This window comes from Gardnerella pickettii (assembly GCF_029226345.1).
Taxonomy (GTDB): Bacteria; Actinomycetota; Actinomycetes; order Actinomycetales; family Bifidobacteriaceae; genus Bifidobacterium; species Bifidobacterium piotii.
Window position 1 is genome coordinate 309,975 of record NZ_JAKNCU010000001.1, and the last position, 16,159, is coordinate 326,133.

The 16,159-nt window shown below is 39.2% G+C and carries 13 protein-coding genes and 1 other RNA gene; 7 read left to right on the forward strand and 7 right to left on the reverse strand.

Annotated features, from left to right (window positions below; all coding sequences use genetic code 11):
• The first annotated feature begins 78 nt into the window (after window positions 1–78).
• Together MAF46_RS01160 and ssrA are read left to right on the forward strand one after the other, a co-directional pair.
• A complete protein-coding gene (locus MAF46_RS01160; RefSeq protein WP_060785537.1) occupies window positions 79–1,761 on the forward strand; it encodes an alpha-amylase in 1,683 nt (560 codons plus the stop codon).
• A 143-nt stretch (window positions 1,762–1,904) separates the two neighbouring features.
• Window positions 1,905–2,301: a transfer-messenger RNA gene (gene ssrA, locus MAF46_RS01165) on the forward strand.
• A gap of 93 nt (window positions 2,302–2,394) precedes the next feature.
• Here ssrA and MAF46_RS01170 read toward each other — a convergent pair.
• Entirely contained in the window at window positions 2,395–3,486 is a 1,092-nt protein-coding gene (locus tag MAF46_RS01170) for a Panacea domain-containing protein (protein WP_060785536.1), read from the reverse strand.
• Window positions 3,487–4,113: 627 nt separating this feature from the next.
• On the opposite strand from MAF46_RS01170, the gene MAF46_RS01175 reads away from it, so the two are divergent.
• The 4 genes from MAF46_RS01175 (at window position 4,114) to MAF46_RS01190 (ending at window position 9,105) form a co-directional block, all read left to right on the forward strand.
• On the forward strand, window positions 4,114–5,238 hold the full coding sequence (locus tag MAF46_RS01175; RefSeq protein WP_230953872.1) for a hypothetical protein: 1,125 nt from the start codon (window positions 4,114–4,116) through the stop codon (window positions 5,236–5,238).
• A 547-nt stretch (window positions 5,239–5,785) separates the two neighbouring features.
• Window positions 5,786–7,087 (forward strand): MFS transporter, encoded by a 1,302-nt coding sequence (locus MAF46_RS01180; protein ID WP_032839296.1) that lies wholly within the window; start codon window positions 5,786–5,788, stop codon window positions 7,085–7,087.
• 194 nt (window positions 7,088–7,281) lie between these two features.
• On the forward strand, window positions 7,282–8,538 hold the full coding sequence (gene sstT / locus MAF46_RS01185) for a serine/threonine transporter SstT (protein WP_060785535.1): 1,257 nt from the start codon (window positions 7,282–7,284) through the stop codon (window positions 8,536–8,538).
• A gap of 144 nt (window positions 8,539–8,682) precedes the next feature.
• Window positions 8,683–9,105, forward strand: coding sequence for a GNAT family N-acetyltransferase (locus MAF46_RS01190; RefSeq protein WP_018638233.1), 423 nt, complete (start codon window positions 8,683–8,685; stop codon window positions 9,103–9,105).
• Window positions 9,106–9,112: 7 nt separating this feature from the next.
• Here the strand turns inward: MAF46_RS01190 and epsC are convergent, their stop codons facing one another.
• The 6 genes from epsC to MAF46_RS01220 form a co-directional block, all read right to left on the reverse strand.
• Window positions 9,113–9,970: a serine O-acetyltransferase EpsC gene (gene epsC, locus MAF46_RS01195; protein WP_060785534.1), complete on the reverse strand. Its 858-nt coding sequence runs from the start codon at window positions 9,968–9,970 to the stop codon at window positions 9,113–9,115.
• Between the two features lie 140 nt (window positions 9,971–10,110).
• Window positions 10,111–11,043, reverse strand: a complete 933-nt coding sequence (gene cysK, locus MAF46_RS01200; RefSeq protein WP_060785533.1) for a cysteine synthase A — start codon at window positions 11,041–11,043, stop codon at window positions 10,111–10,113.
• 567 nt (window positions 11,044–11,610) lie between these two features.
• On the reverse strand, window positions 11,611–12,414 hold the full coding sequence (locus MAF46_RS01205; protein ID WP_060785532.1) for an energy-coupling factor ABC transporter ATP-binding protein: 804 nt from the start codon (window positions 12,412–12,414) through the stop codon (window positions 11,611–11,613).
• On the reverse strand, window positions 12,414–13,265 hold the full coding sequence (locus tag MAF46_RS01210) for an energy-coupling factor ABC transporter ATP-binding protein (RefSeq protein ID WP_060785531.1): 852 nt from the start codon (window positions 13,263–13,265) through the stop codon (window positions 12,414–12,416). Before MAF46_RS01210 ends, MAF46_RS01205 begins: the two co-directional genes overlap by 1 nt.
• Window positions 13,247–14,047 (reverse strand): energy-coupling factor transporter transmembrane component T family protein, encoded by an 801-nt coding sequence (locus MAF46_RS01215; protein WP_060785530.1) that lies wholly within the window; start codon window positions 14,045–14,047, stop codon window positions 13,247–13,249. The genes MAF46_RS01210 and MAF46_RS01215 overlap by 19 nt, the downstream gene beginning before the upstream one ends.
• Window positions 14,048–14,123: 76 nt before the next feature.
• Entirely contained in the window at window positions 14,124–14,723 is a 600-nt protein-coding gene (locus MAF46_RS01220) for a sensor histidine kinase (protein ID WP_004130184.1), read from the reverse strand.
• Between the two features lie 393 nt (window positions 14,724–15,116).
• Here MAF46_RS01220 and MAF46_RS01225 point away from each other — a divergent pair, with 393 nt between their 5' ends.
• Entirely contained in the window at window positions 15,117–16,103 is a 987-nt protein-coding gene (locus MAF46_RS01225) for a DUF3137 domain-containing protein (protein WP_004130182.1), read from the forward strand.
• Window positions 16,104–16,159: the final 56 nt, after the last annotated feature.

The following is a 16,159-nucleotide window of genomic DNA, read 5'->3' on the forward strand; positions in this document are numbered from 1 at the left end:
AATCTAGCTCTAAAAAGAACAAAGTAAGAACAAGGTAAGAGCAAAGCAAAGCCGCAATTCTTGCAGAAAGGAACAATGATGATCCGCAACATAGAAGTATTTACGAGCTTCAATAAAAAGACGCTTGTAAAGTTAAAGTTTGTGTTGGCAAGAGTTGCGGCTATAACATCTTGTTTTGCTACGATTTTGGCGGGAGCAGTAATCGCAAGCAGCCCAGCGATTGCAAATGAGAGCGCAAAATCATCTCAAAAAACTACACAAAAAGGCGTAATCGTAACAGCATTCCAACAAAATTGGAAAAGTATAGCAAAGGAATGCAAAAAAACGTACGGCCCAGAGGGTGTAAAATACGTGCAAGTTTCTCCTCCGCAAGATCATATTAAGGGCGATCAATGGTGGACAAGTTATCAACCTGTAAGTTATAAGCTGAATTCAAAACTTGGCACAGAAGACGAGTTTAAAAAGATGATTACAACTTGCAAAGCTTCGGGTGTTGGAATTATTGCAGATGCGGTAATAAACCACACAACTGGTTTTTCAAACAAAGACACACTTGGCGTTGGCGGAAGCAAGTATGATGCTGCAAATCAGTCGTTCCCAGATGCTGGATATACAAAAGACGATTTTCACAAGTCAACGGAAGATATAAACACGTATAGAAAAGCAGAAATCGTTTGGACGCATCGACTTGTTGGACTGCTTGATTTGGACACTTCTAATCCTCATGTGCAAAAAACTTTGGGAGAGTACTTTGCGCATATGCTAAAGCTTGGAGTGGCTGGGTTTAGAGTTGATGCAGCAAAACACATGTCTCCGCAAGACGTAAAGGGCATAAAAGCTGCGGCTGCAGATGCTGCTGGAACAACGCCAGATAAGATTTGGTGGATGCAAGAAACAATAGGGTTCCCCGAGCAAGACCCTAGAATTCAGCCAGACCAATATTTGCAAACTGGCGAAGTGAACGAATTTGAGTACTCTTATAGGCTTAGAAACTATTTTTATGGGTCTATTGAGAATCTTAAACATATTACAGATAAGCTGATTCCAAGCAAAAAAGCTGCGATTTTCGTTACGAATTGGGATACTGAGCGAGACAATGCAAACAGAGTTTTGACGTATAAAGATGGCAAAAAGTATGAGCTTGCAAACGCGTTTATGCTTGCGTATCCTTATGGAACTCCAAATGTGTTTTCGGGTTATGAGTTTACAAAACGAGATGAGGGAGCGCCTGGATCTACGCAGACTTCGATTCCTGATGTGAATTGTGCAAAGGATTCTAAATGGCAATGCACGCAGAGGTTAACTTCGATTCGCGGAATGATTGGGTTCTACAACGCTGTTAGAGGCACTAAGGTTACTAATTGGCAAGATGATGACGATAATAACGTTGCGTTTAGCCGAGGAAACAAGGGTTTTCTTGCGATTAACAACACGGAAAAGCCGCAAAAAGTGAGTTATAAAACCGACTTGCCAGATGGTGAATATTGCAATGTTTATGAGTCTAAAGATTGCACTAAAACTGTGAGCGTTAGTGGCGGAAAAGTAGAGACCGCTGTTGATGCGGAATCTGCTGTTGCTCTTCATGCTAATGCTGTAAAAAGTCTTGGAAATGCTAGAGCTAGAAACGTTACAATATTTATTTGCGTGTTTGTTGCGTCAATTTGTACGTTTGTTGTTAATAGAAGATTTGTTGAAAAATCGAAGAAGCTTTCTAAAGGCAATAGTGGTGATGCTAAAACAGATGAAACTAAAGGTAAGTGAGTCTGGAATAAGCTCTAGGTGAGCTTTAGTTGAGTCTGGAATAAATCAATATTTTAAAACAGGTTGACTCTGTTAAAACGTTTATTTATAATGATTATTCTGGCTTTATGCCAGTATTTAATTGATAGTTTGATAAATCAAAAGGGGTCGATCGGTTTCGACGGTGATCTGTTCGCCGTGGGGAAGCGTGCCGAGAATGCGAAAGTCCACTCGTAAACGTCCTTTCGCAAAAGAATAAGTGCTAAATCTAATCGCACTGAGTTCGCTCTTGCTGCCTGAGCTTCGCGCCAGGATTAACCAGTGAGCAGCTGCTCCGTTCACCCACTCACGTCTTCGGAGTGGTGCTGAACGTCATTAGAAGACTTGCTTGAATTGCCGAGCTGCAGGGTAGTTCAGGGACTTTTACTGTAGATATGCTCGCCATGAATTGTCTGCGATAACATGGGGGCAGAAAAACTGCCGAATGGCCAGCAGACTACGCACGTAGAAGACCAAGGGTACGGTTTCCGGACCGGGGTTCAATTCCCCGCGACTCCACAAACGCAAAAACGCCACTGCTAAAACAGTGGCGTTTTTTGTTGTTGTTCTAGTGTTTAACATATCATGAACTGCTGTAAAGTCGCGCAAAATGCGTTAACTATCTTTGCTTTTTGCGGACTTTCCGTTGGATTCACTATTTCTGTTGGCTTCATCTTTTCCGCTGGCTGCAGCTTTTTTGCCAGTCATAGTGTTTGTGCTGGTTTTAGCTTTTTTACCAGTCTTATCTACGTTTGCGTTAGTTGCAGTGTTTTTGCTGGCTGCATTAGTGCTGCTAGAGCCAGTCGTAGTGCTTACGCTTATCGTAGTTTTTCCACCAGTCGTAGTGTTCGTGCTGTTTGCAGTGTTTGCACTGTTTGTAGTCGTGTTTGTACTCGTGTTTTGAGTCGTGTTTTGTTGTTTTACTGCTTCTAGGTTATGTTGAAAGTTTTGGCGTTTAATCTCGTTCTTCTCGTATTCGCATAATTGTTTTCCTAGGCTTCTAGCTATCATGCGTGCTCGAGTTTTAATATTATTATCCGACATGTTTTTGAACTCGTTTAGCATGCTGATTTTACGCATGACCATGTTTTCAGCGTCTATGAGTTCTTTACAATGATTATTAACCGCGTGCGCTTGATTTTGTGCTTCTAGTTTTTCTTTTTCTGCTTGCTTGCATTTTTTAAGATGCGCGTCTCTTAGACGGCGTATAGCGTTTTCAACGCTTCTACTTCTTGTGTTCGCGCGCCCTTCGGCAATTACAGGGTTTTTCGCATAATAGTCGTGGATGATTTTATGTGATAGTTCAGTATCGCATGCGTTGTTAGTGTCAACGCCTCTTCTAGCGTCAACCCATGGTAGTTCACTGCGCGCTCTGGCGGCTAAGTCTTGTGTAGTGTAATCTTTTAACGCTTCGCAAACGGCGTATACTACGCGTAGTTGGGAGCGGTTAAATGTTTTGTATAGTTCGATTGGGCTGAAGATAATATTGTTTTCGCTTACTTCGTCTTGTGTTAGGTAGCATATGTTAAATAGTTCTAGGCATACTGGCCCGTTTTTCCATGCTTGGAATGAGTTGGGGAATAATTGTATGCTTGTTGTGGATAAGTATTGTGCTTGACAGTAGTATGTGAGTAGTTCTAGTCTTTCGTGGCTCATTTTTCCGTAATTGTGTAGTATTGCGTATGCTACGCGTTTGATTGTAGACATTTTAGTATTCCTTTCACCGTTGAAAAGATATGACTATTGGTGGGGTAATGGTTTTTATTTTGCGAAAACGTTACCATACGAGTTGCGTATGGTACAAACTGGCGGCGTGTCGCGAATCGACTTGCATGGGCGTTTTGACTGAACTTGAAATTGCATAACGCATTTCAAGCTCATTCAAAGCGTGATTTGGCTCAAATGTAAAGTCCAGTGGACTTTACATGCGGCGAAGACGTTCGCGCGCTGTAACGCGAGAACGACATGACCTGCCTGAGCGCTTAGGCCTCGCAAGCGACGCGACACACCCGAAAATCCTTTTCTTAAAAAAACCTGGGAAAATTCTTCAAAAACCTTGAAATGCGTATTTTTACGGTTTAAGTGTTGTTTATCAACAAATTTTACGGCAATAGTGGCCTTAATTGTGGATTAGTTTGTGTATAACATCATTTTTTTCGGTTTGGCATGTGTGGCTGAGGCTTGACTTTTTCAAACGGGGGGGGGGTATGTTAATAGCAACATCACACGGTGGATAACCGTTGGTGGAAATGCGCGAACGCGTGTTTGATTATTTTTCCCCGCCGCTTGCGGATTGGCTGCATGCGCGTGGGGGAGAAGAAGAAAGGAAATAAAATGATGAATAAGAAGGCTATCGCCGCTTTCGCTGCTGGCGCAACTTTGCTTGCCGGCTTCGCAATGGCAACCCCAGCTTTTGCTGCTGATGCTGCTAAGACTCCTGATCAGATTTACGCTGAAGATACCGCGTCGCTTAAGGCATTGGATGATGCTATTAAGACTCAGGAAGGTGTTGTTGCTCCGCTAAAGAAGGCTGTTGAAGAGGCTAAGGCTAAGAATGAAGCAATGAAGACTGCCCTTGGTGATCAGTATAGTGCTACTACTGCTGGCAAGGGTAAGGAACAGGCTGATGCTGTCACTACTGCTGAGAATGCACTTAAGCCTGAGCAGACCAAGTTGGATGGTATGTACAACCGTGCTTATTATGAGCTTAAGGAAAAGGTAGCACAGGAGAAGGCTGATAAGGAAGCTCGTGATGCTGCTGCTGATAAGGCTGCTCATTCCAAGGCTCATCACGTTGCTGTTGTTTCTGGTGCTAAGTCTAAGCTTGATTCTGCTGCTGCTGATAAGGCTGATAAGCTTAAGACTTACGATGAGAAGTTTGAGGCTTTGGAGAAGGCTGAGGCTGCTTTGAAGATGGCTCAGGCTAACTTCAAGGCTGCTCAGAAGGCTGTTTCTGATGCTGTGGCTAGTGGTTTGAATCTTAAGGATCCAACTGCTTACAATGCTTTAGTTGATGCTGAGAATCGTGCTTCTGCTGAGCAGACTGCTGCTGATAAGGATTTCCAGAAGGCTAATAAAGAGTTTGGTAAGGCTAAGTCTGAGGCTGAGGCTGCTTCTCTTGCTTACAATAATGCTTTGGAAGCCTACAAGGCTGCTTACAATGCTGCTGTTCGCGACGGTGTAAAGCTTCCAGCTGATCTTCCACAGATTACTGACCCATTGGTTCCAACTACTCTTCCTGGTGTTCCAGGCGTTGTGACCCCTGCTCCTGCTAAGCCAGGTCAGGCTGCTGGCCAGGCTGGCGCTAATGCTGCTGCTGGTGCTAAGACCACTGTGGTTGAGAAGAAGAAGGATGGCGGTAAGAAGTTGCCTGGTACTGGTGTTGGCGTAACTTTGACCGCTTTGGCTGCCACCATGCTTGCTGGCATGGGTGCTGCTGTTCGCAAGGCTCGTCACTAAGCACTGCGCGCGCACTTATGCTAAGTGTGTGAGTGCGTGCTTATGCTCTTTTAGAGTTTGCACTTAACGACTGGTGTGGTGTTTTGTAGGGAAATGCCACACTGGTTTTGCTCTTGATTCTTGCACTTTTGTTTTAATTCTGGTTTGCTATTATTTTCTTTTCTTCCCAGAGTTAGGGCGTTGGTTGCGGGGTTTTGAGTGTTGAGTGTGTTGCTTTCGGTTTTTGTTTGCTACTAGGGGCATCTAAAACCGAAAGCTTTTTTGTTTTTCACTTTTGGCCTATAACCCTCACTTTTTGTCTAAACTGTTTTTTTGTCTATAGCTAACCACTGTTTTTTGTAGCGTTTTTGTTATTTTGTATTATTATTTGTTGTTTTTTCTTGAACAAGAGTATAGTGTTACTAAATTTGTAGAATAAGCTATTGGATTTGTGTAGTTTGTAGTGAATTATTTAAGTTTGATAGTGATTTGCGAGTAGTTATGCATTTGCAGAAACTTGCATTATGATTTTCGATTTTGCAAGAGCTTTAAGGGAGAGTTGGTTGCTGTGAAGTCAATTTTTAGTAAGAATAATATTTTTATTCGCATGAGATCTATTAGTCCAGCATTGCGATGGGCTTTGGTTGGCTTCTGTTTTTCTATGCTTGGCAATCAAGCGTATGAGGGTTCGGTTTTGCCTTCTATTATTATTGTTGGCTTGCCGGCTTGGGTGATTGGTTTTCGTAAGACTTTCATGACGGTTGCCGATTTTCTTTCGCCATGCTCTGGTTGGATTGTTGATAAGCTTGGCGGTTTTCGCGCTCTTGCTATGACTGAAGGCGTAGAAGGCGTGCTCAGTTTACTACCGCTTCTTATGCTTGGCTCTCCTGCGTGGAAGTGGTCGCTGGTGGCTCTTTCTTGCGCATTGCTGATTACAGGTCAAGTGATTGATATTGCTAGCGAAGTTTTCGAGGTTGATGCTGCCGGCGGTGATGACGGCATGATTGTAAACTACAGCGGCATTGTGAGTATTTTGGCAAGTATTACAGGAACCTTGCTCGGCTCTCCGCTTGGATCTTGGATTGCAAGCTGGTCGATTCCTGCGGTTTTGATTTTCTCGTCCGTGACTTCTTTTGCGGCTTGTGCTACGCGATTTATTATGAAACAAGACATTGCGCAAGCATCTTGCGAAGTAGCGGAAGCGCAGCAAGAGGTAGAGAATGAATCGCAAGAATTGCAGGAATCGCAGACGGAACTGGAAAATAAAGCAGATTCCAAATCTGCAGATAATCAATCTAAAGTTAAGCAATCTGCGAATCCATTACTAAAGAGTAAAATCATGCTTCTTGCCGGGTCTCTCTTGGTTGCTTTTATTCCTGCATGCTCTGTTTCATATATTCTTCTTGGTTTAGGTAAGCAATATGGCTCTAAATCTTTGACGATATTGTATATTTTCACTGGTGTAGGAAGCGTGCTCGCATCCGTTTTGTATGCGCATTCGTCTCAAAAGCTCGGTTTAAGAAAAGTTGCTATTTTAGGCATTATTGTGAGCGCATTTGCTTATTGCTTTATGTTTATTAATCTTTTGCCAATAATGTGCTTTGCATTCTTACTTGAAGCGATTGGCGGAATGCTACTAGTAGAGCCGATTATTGTTTCGCGTCAGATTCTGTTTAAGGGAAGTACTCTCGCTAAGTTTTCTGGTTGGGCGCGCCTTGCGTTTGCGATTGGTGCTACTACTGGTTCTTGGATTGGATTTGCATTCTCATCTACGTTCCAATGGCAGCTTTTGCCTATACTCGCGTTGATTTTTACAGCAGGATTGCTTGTTGTTTTGCCTCAATTACCAAATACTAGTTATGCAGATTAGGTGATTAATGACGATTAATAAGGATTAATAAGGACTAATTTTAAGCAAAAGGCATTGTTAAATCGCTAAAACCTAACGATTTGCATACGTATGCATGCATGTGTATAATATGTAAAAATAGAAAATCTTGCGAGTATGAATACAAATAAAAGAGTATAAAATATTCTGCACAAACTAAATTACAGGAGACTCTCATGCACAAGATTGTTCAAAAGTGGAATAGCATTGACCTTATTTTGCGTATTGTTATTGGTCTTTTTCTTGGCGCTGCACTTGGTCTTTTTGTGCCAGCTCACGTTTACGTGCTAGATCTTATGGGAAAGCTGTTTGTAAGCGCACTTAAATCTGTTGCTCCGATTTTGGTATTCTGCCTGGTGATTGGCGCGCTTGCAAAAGCAAAAAGTGTTGGAAACATGAAGCTAGTAATCGTGTTGTATGCGCTTTCCACATTTATTGCAAGCCTTATAGCTGTTTGCGCAGCTATGATTTTCCCTGTTGACTTCACTTTTGCGCATGTTGAAGCAGCATCTTCTCCATCTCCTCAAGGAATTGGTGAAGTTCTTAATTCTCTTGTGTTAAATATTGTTGTAAATCCTGTAGATGCTCTTGCTAAGGGCAATTTTATTGGTATTTTATTCTGGGCAATCGCCTTTGGTGTAGCGCTTCGTTTGGCTGAGCCTTCCACTAAAGCATTCTTTGACAACGTTTCGTCTGCTATTGGAAAAATTGTCCACTGGATTATTAACGCAGCGCCTTTTGGCATTATGGGTCTTGTTTATGCAACGGTGGCAAGCAATGGTCTTCGTATTTTTAGTGAATACGGTTCCGTTATTGCCTTGTTAGTATGCACTATGGCTGTTGTTGCTTTGATTGTAAATCCTATTTTGGTTTTTGTTCTTACTGGCAAGAATCCGTATCCTCTTGTATTAAGAACATTGCGCGATTCGGGAGTTACAGCGTTCTTTATGCGTTCTTCTGCGGCGAATATTCCTGTAAATATGAATTTGTGCGAAAAGCTTGGCTTTAACAAAGACAATTACTCGGTTTCCATACCGCTTGGATCAACCATTAATATGAGTGGTGCTGCTATAACGATTTCGATTATGGCTTTGTGCGCTGCTCACACTCTTGGGATTTATGTTGATATTCCAACAGCTGTTATTCTGTCTGCTCTCTCTGCTGTTAGTGCTGCAGGTGCATCTGGTGTAGCTGGTGGCTCGCTTTTGCTTATACCTCTTGCGTGCTCGTCGTTTGGTATTTCAAATGATATTGCTATGCAAGTAGTTGCAATTGGCCTTATTATTGGCGTGATTCAGGATTCGTGTGAAACCGCTCTTAACTCTTCAACAGATGTTCTCTTTACGGCAGTTGGTGAATATCGCATGTGGCAGCGTGCAGGTCTTAAATTTAAGATGGGCATGGATCACGAGACTGTGCAACTTAACAAGTAGCTGTTGTAGCTGTTGCAACCGTTGCATCTGTTGTAGCGGTTACTAAGTATTCTTACAAGTACGCGTTCTTACGTTTTTATGTTTTTACATTTTTACGTTTTAGAATCGCGTACTTTTGCTATATTTTGCGAGGTGTTATTGTAAATGAATTTAACAGACGTGCAAATAAAAGAGTATAAAAAATATAATAGCAAAGATATTTTAAGACTATATGATTCTGTTGGTTGGTCTTCATATACAGATGATTTACCCGCCTTGGAAAATGGCTTTAATAATTCGCTCAAGGTTTTAGCTGCGTATAAAAATGATGAGCTGGTCGGCATTGCTAGAGCTGTTGGCGATGGATACACGGTTGTTCTTATTCAAGATATTCTCGTTTTGCCAGAGTATCAACGCCAGGGGATAGGCTCTGCTTTGTTAAATGCGATTGTGGATTGTTACCCTAATGTTCGTCAAATTCAATTGACTACGGATTGCACCGAAAAAACTATTGCTTTTTATAAATCTGCTGGTTTTATTGAGTTAGCAGAAATTGAGTGCTGCGGTTTTATAAAAGACAGAGCATGATAGCGTATTAGGCTTTAGGAAAGTGGTAGGTTGTGTTTGCAGGAATGCTGCGGTTAATCCATGCATTTGCTGCGATTATACTTCCGCTGCCGATTGTGGTTTCTCCGCCTAAGATTGTTGCGTTTGCGTAGATTACAACATTATCTCCAATATTCGGATGCCGCTTTCCGCCTTTTACAGGATTTCCACAATTATCTAGCGCAAAACTTTTTGCACCCAGTGTTACGCCTTGGTAAAGCTTAACATGCTCGCCGATTACAGTTGTTTCGCCGATTACAATACCAGTTCCGTGATCTATGCAGAAATGTGCGCCAATTTTTGCTCCTGGATGAATGTCGATTCCAGTTTTTCTGTGTGCATATTCGCTCATAAGTCTAGGAATTAGCGGTACATTAAGTTCGTAGAGTGCGTGCGCTGTGCGGTGAATAAGCATTGCATAAAAACCAGGGTATGCGAGCGTGACTTCTACTTTACTTGTGCAAGCAGGATCGCCTTCGTATATGGCTTGAATATCTGTTAAAAGTAGCTTTTTAATTGCAGGAAGAGTATTTATAAATTGATCGCAAGTTTCTCGAATTTTAATTGTGTTGTTTGTGTAGCATTGAAGTTCGTGGAATATAATGCGTTCTATAGTGTCTAACGCGTTTGAAGCAATTGTATTCAAACTAGCGTTATTATTCAAACTAGCGTTGAGTTGCGTAGTCTCGTTGCTTTCATTGCGCACATGCAACTCAGGCAAAAGTAGAGCCTGAGTTGCATGTATGAGTGCAATAATATTGCGGTAATTAGGTATGAATGTAGCTTGCCTTATGTCTGAATCGTTAATTGAGTTTAGTTGATTTATAAGGTCAAGGCGATCACTCATACATTTCTCCCGTTATTTTTATTATTTTCCTTTATTTTATAGTTTTGATCATTATCTAATAATGTTATTTATTATCCATTTATTATCCATATATTATTTAATCAAAACTTGCGTATTTACAGTAGTGCTCCTAAATTTAGTTAGTCTTCAAATAATGCTGTAGACAAGTATCGATCTCCTGAATCGGGAAGTATTGCAACAATGGTTTTGCCAGCGTTTTCTTCTCTTTTTGCTTCTTGGATTGCTGCCCAGATTGCAGCTCCAGAAGAAATACCCACTAGCACGCCTTCTTTTTTGCTTATAAGCTTGCCGCTTTCGATTGCGTCTTCATTTGTTACGTGAACAATGCGATTATAAATGTTTTGGTTAAGCACATCTGGAACGAATCCTGCGCCGATTCCTTGAATCTTGTGCGCTCCTGGCTTTCCGCCTGCGAGCACAGGGGAGTCGGCTGGTTCTACTGCGATTACTTCAAGATGCGGATTTTTCTCTTTTAAGTATGTGCCAGTACCAGTGATTGTGCCGCCTGTTCCAACGCCTGCAATAAGAATATCCACGTTTCCGTCAGTGTCTTGCCAAATTTCTGGACCTGTTGTGTTGTAGTGTGCGTGCACATTTGCTTGATTGGTAAATTGCCCAGGAGTCCACGCGTTTGGCGTGCTTTCAACGATTTCCTTCGCTTTGGCGATTGCGCCTTTCATTCCATCTTTAGCAGGTGTGAGCACGAGTTCGGCGCCGTATGCTTTCATAAGTTTTCGGCGTTCAATAGACATGCTTTCTGGCATAACAATAATGCTTTTGTATCCTTTTGTTTGCGCAATCATTGAAAGACCAATGCCAGTATTTCCAGAAGTTGGCTCAACAATTACTGAGCCTGGTTTAATCGTGCCTGCGTCTTCTGCTTCTTCAATCATCTGCTTTGCAATGCGGTCTTTTACAGAGCCTGCTGGGTTAAAGTATTCGAGTTTTACGAGGATTTTTGCTGCTAGATTGTACTCTTTTTCAATGTGCGTAAGCTCCATAAGTGGAGTGTGACCTACGAGTTCTTGCACGGACTTGTAGATATTAGACATAATATTTCCCCTTACTTGTTTGTTGTTTTACTTGTTTGTTTTTGTTTTGTTTAATTTGTTTTTAATTTTTAAAAATAATTTTTATTAATAAAGCGACTACTGTTTTATTATTTGTTTCTAAAGATGCCATTATTCGTTTTAATATTTATTCGTTTTAACATTAACACGTATTAAATTGTTATTTTTTTTAACGTTATATTCGATTTTTGGCATAAAAAAAAGAAACAGCGCGCTGTTTCTTGAATCATAATTCGCTGTGTTTTAACGTAGATGCTTTTAACACAGGCTAGATGTTATGCATACTTAGTGCTTGCAAACATCATTTCGATTAAGAAATGCGCAATAGCATACGTTACAACAACAATTTGTCATCATATTTGTATGATACATGTGCACTCCTTTACTCGTCGAAATGGTGATAAGTGAAGACTATAGCGAATGGATTTGTGTTTGTCAAATTTGATTTGCGTTTGCTGATATTAATGTGTATTAACAAATGCTAATTTTAAGAAACTACGCGATTTGTGCATTTGCTTTCTTTGCTGCTTCATTTGATAGTCGGTAGTTTTATTGTTCGTAATAGTCGTTCACAAATTCTTCAACAGATAGGAACGTATATTCATAACCCAGTTTCTCGCACAGCTTCACAACATCTGGCTTATCGAGTTGTGCGATAGAAAGTATGTTATCTTGCATAAATGCGTCTCGCGTAGTGCCGTCAAAAAGAACCTTGCCATTGGAAAGCACAACAACTCGATTAAATACTCGAGCCACAAAATTCATATCGTGAAGAACAGCTATAACAGTTTTTCCTTGCAAAACAAGGTGTTTAATAATTGATTCAATACAATTTTTGCCGCAATTGTCCTGAGCAATCGTAGGCTCATCTAAAATAACGACTTGCGTATCCATTGCTAGAATCGACGCAATAGAAACCATTTTCCTTTCACAAAGACTTAAATCGTAAGGATTTACCTCGCTTTTATCTAAAAGTCCTACAAGTTTTAGACTTTCTTTTGCTTGAATCAATGCTTGACTCTTATCAATTCCAATTTTTAAAAGTCCAAACATTACTTCGCGTATAACAGTTGATTCAAAAATCTGGTCATCTGGATTCTGGAATACAAATCCAATATCTTTAGCAAGAGAGGGAACAGTACATTCTGCAATATCTTTACCATTTAATAAAACGCTTCCAGATTTTGGCGTAAGAAGACCTCTAAGGATTTTAAGTAAAGTTGTTTTTCCAGTGCCATTTTGACCAACAATAGCGCATGCTCCAGGAGCAAAAGATAAATTGAGATCATCGAATATTTGTGATGTTGGAGTATGAGAAAAAGACACATTTCGTATTTCAATAGTAGGAGTCATTATAAGCGATTCCCTTCGTGCGAGCGTAAAATTCGTGACGTTTGCTCAAGAGTTATTGGATACAAGCCATTATTGTTTTTTAACGAAAGTTTTTTGCAAATTTGAGTATAAACAGGAGAATTTACGCCATATTCTTCCAAGTCTTCGCGAGAAAAGATTTTTTGCGGAGTATCAAAATCAATGAGTTTTCCTTCGCTTAAAAGCATTACGCGGTCGCTGTATTGCGCGATTTTTTCCATTTTGTGCTCAACCATAATAATAGTTTGGCCCTGATTTTTTAAGGATTCTACTGCTTTAAAAACCTCTTCGGAACCTTTAGGATCAAGCTGCGAAGTTGGCTCGTCTAAAATTATTATTTCTGGTTGCATAACTAAAATAGCGGCAATAGACATGCGCTGCATTTGACCGCCAGATAAATCGTATGGAGAACAATCTTTAAGATTAGAAATGTTAAGCATCTCCATAATCTTCTCTACGCGATTTTGCATCTCGTTTTGCTCAATGCCAATATTTTCCAGACCAAAAGCAATCTCCTCGTACACAGTAAGCTTCGAGCCTGTAATTTGATTAAAAGGATTTTGAAAAACCAGCCCAACTTTTTTGCAAAGACTGTCTATTGGAGTAGTTTTTGCGTTAAGACCGTCTACTTCGACTTTTCCGCCGTACGCTCCGTGGTAAAGATTTGGAACAAGACCTAAAATCGCTTGAGATAATGTTGATTTTCCAGCTCCATTAGCGCCTATTATTCCAATAAATTCGCCTTTATGAATATCGCAAGAAATGTCATTAAGTGCAAGAGTTTTACTATAAGGATAGCGATATTTTAAGTGCTCTATATGAATAGCTGCCATGCTACATATCCTAAATTATTAAGTAACGCATAAATAATAGATGCGATTATTACTATTAAACAAGCGCATAAAAATAGCGTATTGTATTTACTTGGCTTAAATGGTTTTATGAATGTTTTTTGATTATTGCACGAAAATCCGCGAACTTCTAAAGCTATAGTTCTTTCTTTAGAACTCATAAACGAAGACATTATAATCGGGGATATTAAAGGCAAAAAAGCTTTGAAACGAGTTATTAGGGAACCTTTTGTTTGTAATCCTCTGCTTCTTTGAGCGTCAACAATAGTCGAAGTTTGCTGTGTTATTTGAGGAATGATTTGAAATAGCGAGACAAAAACATAGCCCATTTTAGGTGGTAAACCAGCTTGTATCATCTCTTGCATCATATTAGAAGGTTTAGTTGTAAGAGTTAAAACACAAAATGCAAACGAAATATTTAATATATTTAGCACAATCTTCATTGCTACTTCAAAACCTTCTTTGCGAGCAATCAAAGGTCCTAGTTTGAATAAAATCGTGTAGTTTCCCGATCTAAAGAAAGTTTGAACTATAAAAATAGTTACAATAATAAAACCAGTAACTTGTATTACGATTTTTATTTTTGCTAGAACCTTTGATGTTGCAAGTAATATTAGGCTCAAAATAATAAAGATAGCGAAAGAAGTATAGCCTCCAAGCAAACTCGGCGTGATTGTAGCGCATATTACGTATGCAAGCTTGGTTTTTGCAGATAATCCGTTTAGAAACGAATTCTTATCTTCAAATAGGCTGATGCTTTTCATAGTATCTCGTCTTATTGCGCTTATAAAAACTTGTAGAACTTAACGTTTATGCGATTTATTTGCTTGAGATAAACGTTTATTTATCAAGATCTTCGTCATCGGATTGATAGATGGCTATTAAACTCTTAGGAAGAACTTTATAGATTCCAGCTGCAAGGAACAAAACAACAATCTTATCTGGTATATCTACAACAAGCTCATCTACGAATGATGCAAAGAAGCCTTTGGAACCCATTGCTGCAAAAACAGCGTCACCCCAAACGTTTCCAGTGGTTCCACCCCAATAAATCATGTTTAGAGGTGTAGAGATGATTATTGCGATTGCTGCAACAATAAGACTTGTTATAAAAATGTGTAGGCCTTTGTTCATGTACTTTAGTCGTGCAGCGATTCCAACGCTTACGCCAATTGCTGCAGCTGTAATGCTATAGACTGTAGAAATTGGATCAATCGTTAAGCCGTAAACAATATTAGTTAAAAATCCTGCAATTCCGCCTACAACTGGTCCTGCTAAGCAAGCTGAAATGCAAGTGCCTAGTGTGCCAAGCCAAAGTGGTAGTTTTAGCATGCTTGCAAATAGTTTTGCAACATAATTTATGCCGATTGCAGCTGGTATTAGTACGAGTGAAGCAGTAGTTAATTTAACGCTCCAAATATTTTTTAGTTTCTGTACCATTTTGGAATTTCCTATCAGTTAAGGAATAAATTCAAGTTCATTATACGCTTTGCCAAATGTTATTAAAGTAGTTGAAAATTAATGTGTTATAAATTGTTATATTGTTTATTTTGTGTTATTTTGTTCTTTACTATTTGTTTTGTATTAAATCTTTATTGAAAATAATCACATTTAAGATACTTTGCTAGCAAAATCAAAGTGGCTCAAAATCAAAGTGGTTATTATTTCACTATTTCAAATTCAACTATCACAAATCTTACTATTCCAAATAATGGTTATTTATGATAAAAAAATATAAGAGCCTTTTATGCCTTTTGCAAAAATGTTGTTATAAAAATGTTGTTATAAAAATGTTGTTATAAAAATATTGGCGATTATAAGAGGGAGATGACGATGAATGTAAAGCATAGTAGCGTGTTTACAGATTCCGAAGTTTTAGAAAGACTTAATAAATTAGAAAAATCTCCCCAAATGCAAGGGAAATTAAATGAGTTAAAAGAAGGCGTAAAAAACAACGCTTTTGACCCAATGCGTTTGATTCCATTAATACCAGTAGTCCTGATTATTGGTGCTGTTGGCAATTATCTGCCTTCACTTGATTACTCTACTTATAAATATCCTTTACTCATAGTAATTGCTTTTGTTGTTTGCTTTGCTGGCAAGTTTTTTGTAACAAATAAGGTTGATGTAAGCTCGCTATACGCGGATAATGTTTTAACGCCGATTTTGAATGCGATTCTGCCTGGAACTGTATTAGAAAATTCCGAAGGAATTGACAATAGCATTTTTAATAATCTTCTGCCAATATCTAGTAGGTATTATTCAAACAAACACATAATTTTTGGCGATGAATCTAAAACTGAATTTTCAAATATGCAAGCAATGCACTTTTCTAGAACTGAAAGTGGAAAAACTGTCAAAAAAACTGATTTTATTGGTCAAGTCTTATTAATAAACGCAAAAACCAATATAAATGGTCATATTAGAATTGTTCCCGTTACTGGAAAGACCTTTATGGGGCAAAAACTAAATGGATACTATGGCAAAAAAACAAAAGGGGAGAGTGAAGTTCAAACAGAATCCATTGAGTTTAACAACTCGTATTCAATCTTTTCTACAGACGATTTTTATACAAAGCTTGTGTTGGATCCAAGTTTTATAGAAGTATTGAATAATTTGCAAAAACGAATGAGAGTTTGCATATATATAGATAGCGAGCATATTATTGCATCTTTTGACTCTGGTCGGTATATATTAGGAAATCCTGGAAAATCTGGAATAGAAAACCTATCTTTAACAAGAGAATATGCAAGATTTAGGGATGTTTTGGCTGAGTATTATGAAGTAATCAACGTAATTAAAGAAAAATTGCAAAATTAGAAGCTAGAAAATTGCAATACTCGTGAATTGCAAAAGTGGAAAATACTAGCGAATTG

Excerpts from the sequence above, each read along its gene's own strand:
- MAF46_RS01160 (WP_060785537.1), top strand. The coding sequence starts at position 79 with ATGATCCGCAACATAGAAGTATTTACGAGCTTCAATAAAAAGACGCTT.
- MAF46_RS01170 (WP_060785536.1), bottom strand. The coding sequence starts at position 3,486 with ATGTCTACAATCAAACGCGTAGCATACGCAATACTACACAATTACGGA.
- MAF46_RS01175 (WP_230953872.1), top strand. The coding sequence starts at position 4,114 with ATGATGAATAAGAAGGCTATCGCCGCTTTCGCTGCTGGCGCAACTTTG.
- sstT (WP_060785535.1), top strand. The coding sequence starts at position 7,282 with ATGCACAAGATTGTTCAAAAGTGGAATAGCATTGACCTTATTTTGCGT.
- MAF46_RS01190 (WP_018638233.1), top strand. The coding sequence starts at position 8,683 with ATGAATTTAACAGACGTGCAAATAAAAGAGTATAAAAAATATAATAGC.
- epsC (WP_060785534.1), bottom strand. The coding sequence starts at position 9,970 with ATGAGTGATCGCCTTGACCTTATAAATCAACTAAACTCAATTAACGAT.
- cysK (WP_060785533.1), bottom strand. The coding sequence starts at position 11,043 with ATGTCTAATATCTACAAGTCCGTGCAAGAACTCGTAGGTCACACTCCA.
- MAF46_RS01205 (WP_060785532.1), bottom strand. The coding sequence starts at position 12,414 with ATGACTCCTACTATTGAAATACGAAATGTGTCTTTTTCTCATACTCCA.
- MAF46_RS01210 (WP_060785531.1), bottom strand. The coding sequence starts at position 13,265 with ATGGCAGCTATTCATATAGAGCACTTAAAATATCGCTATCCTTATAGT.
- MAF46_RS01215 (WP_060785530.1), bottom strand. The coding sequence starts at position 14,047 with ATGAAAAGCATCAGCCTATTTGAAGATAAGAATTCGTTTCTAAACGGA.
- MAF46_RS01220 (WP_004130184.1), bottom strand. The coding sequence starts at position 14,723 with ATGGTACAGAAACTAAAAAATATTTGGAGCGTTAAATTAACTACTGCT.
- MAF46_RS01225 (WP_004130182.1), top strand. The coding sequence starts at position 15,117 with ATGAATGTAAAGCATAGTAGCGTGTTTACAGATTCCGAAGTTTTAGAA.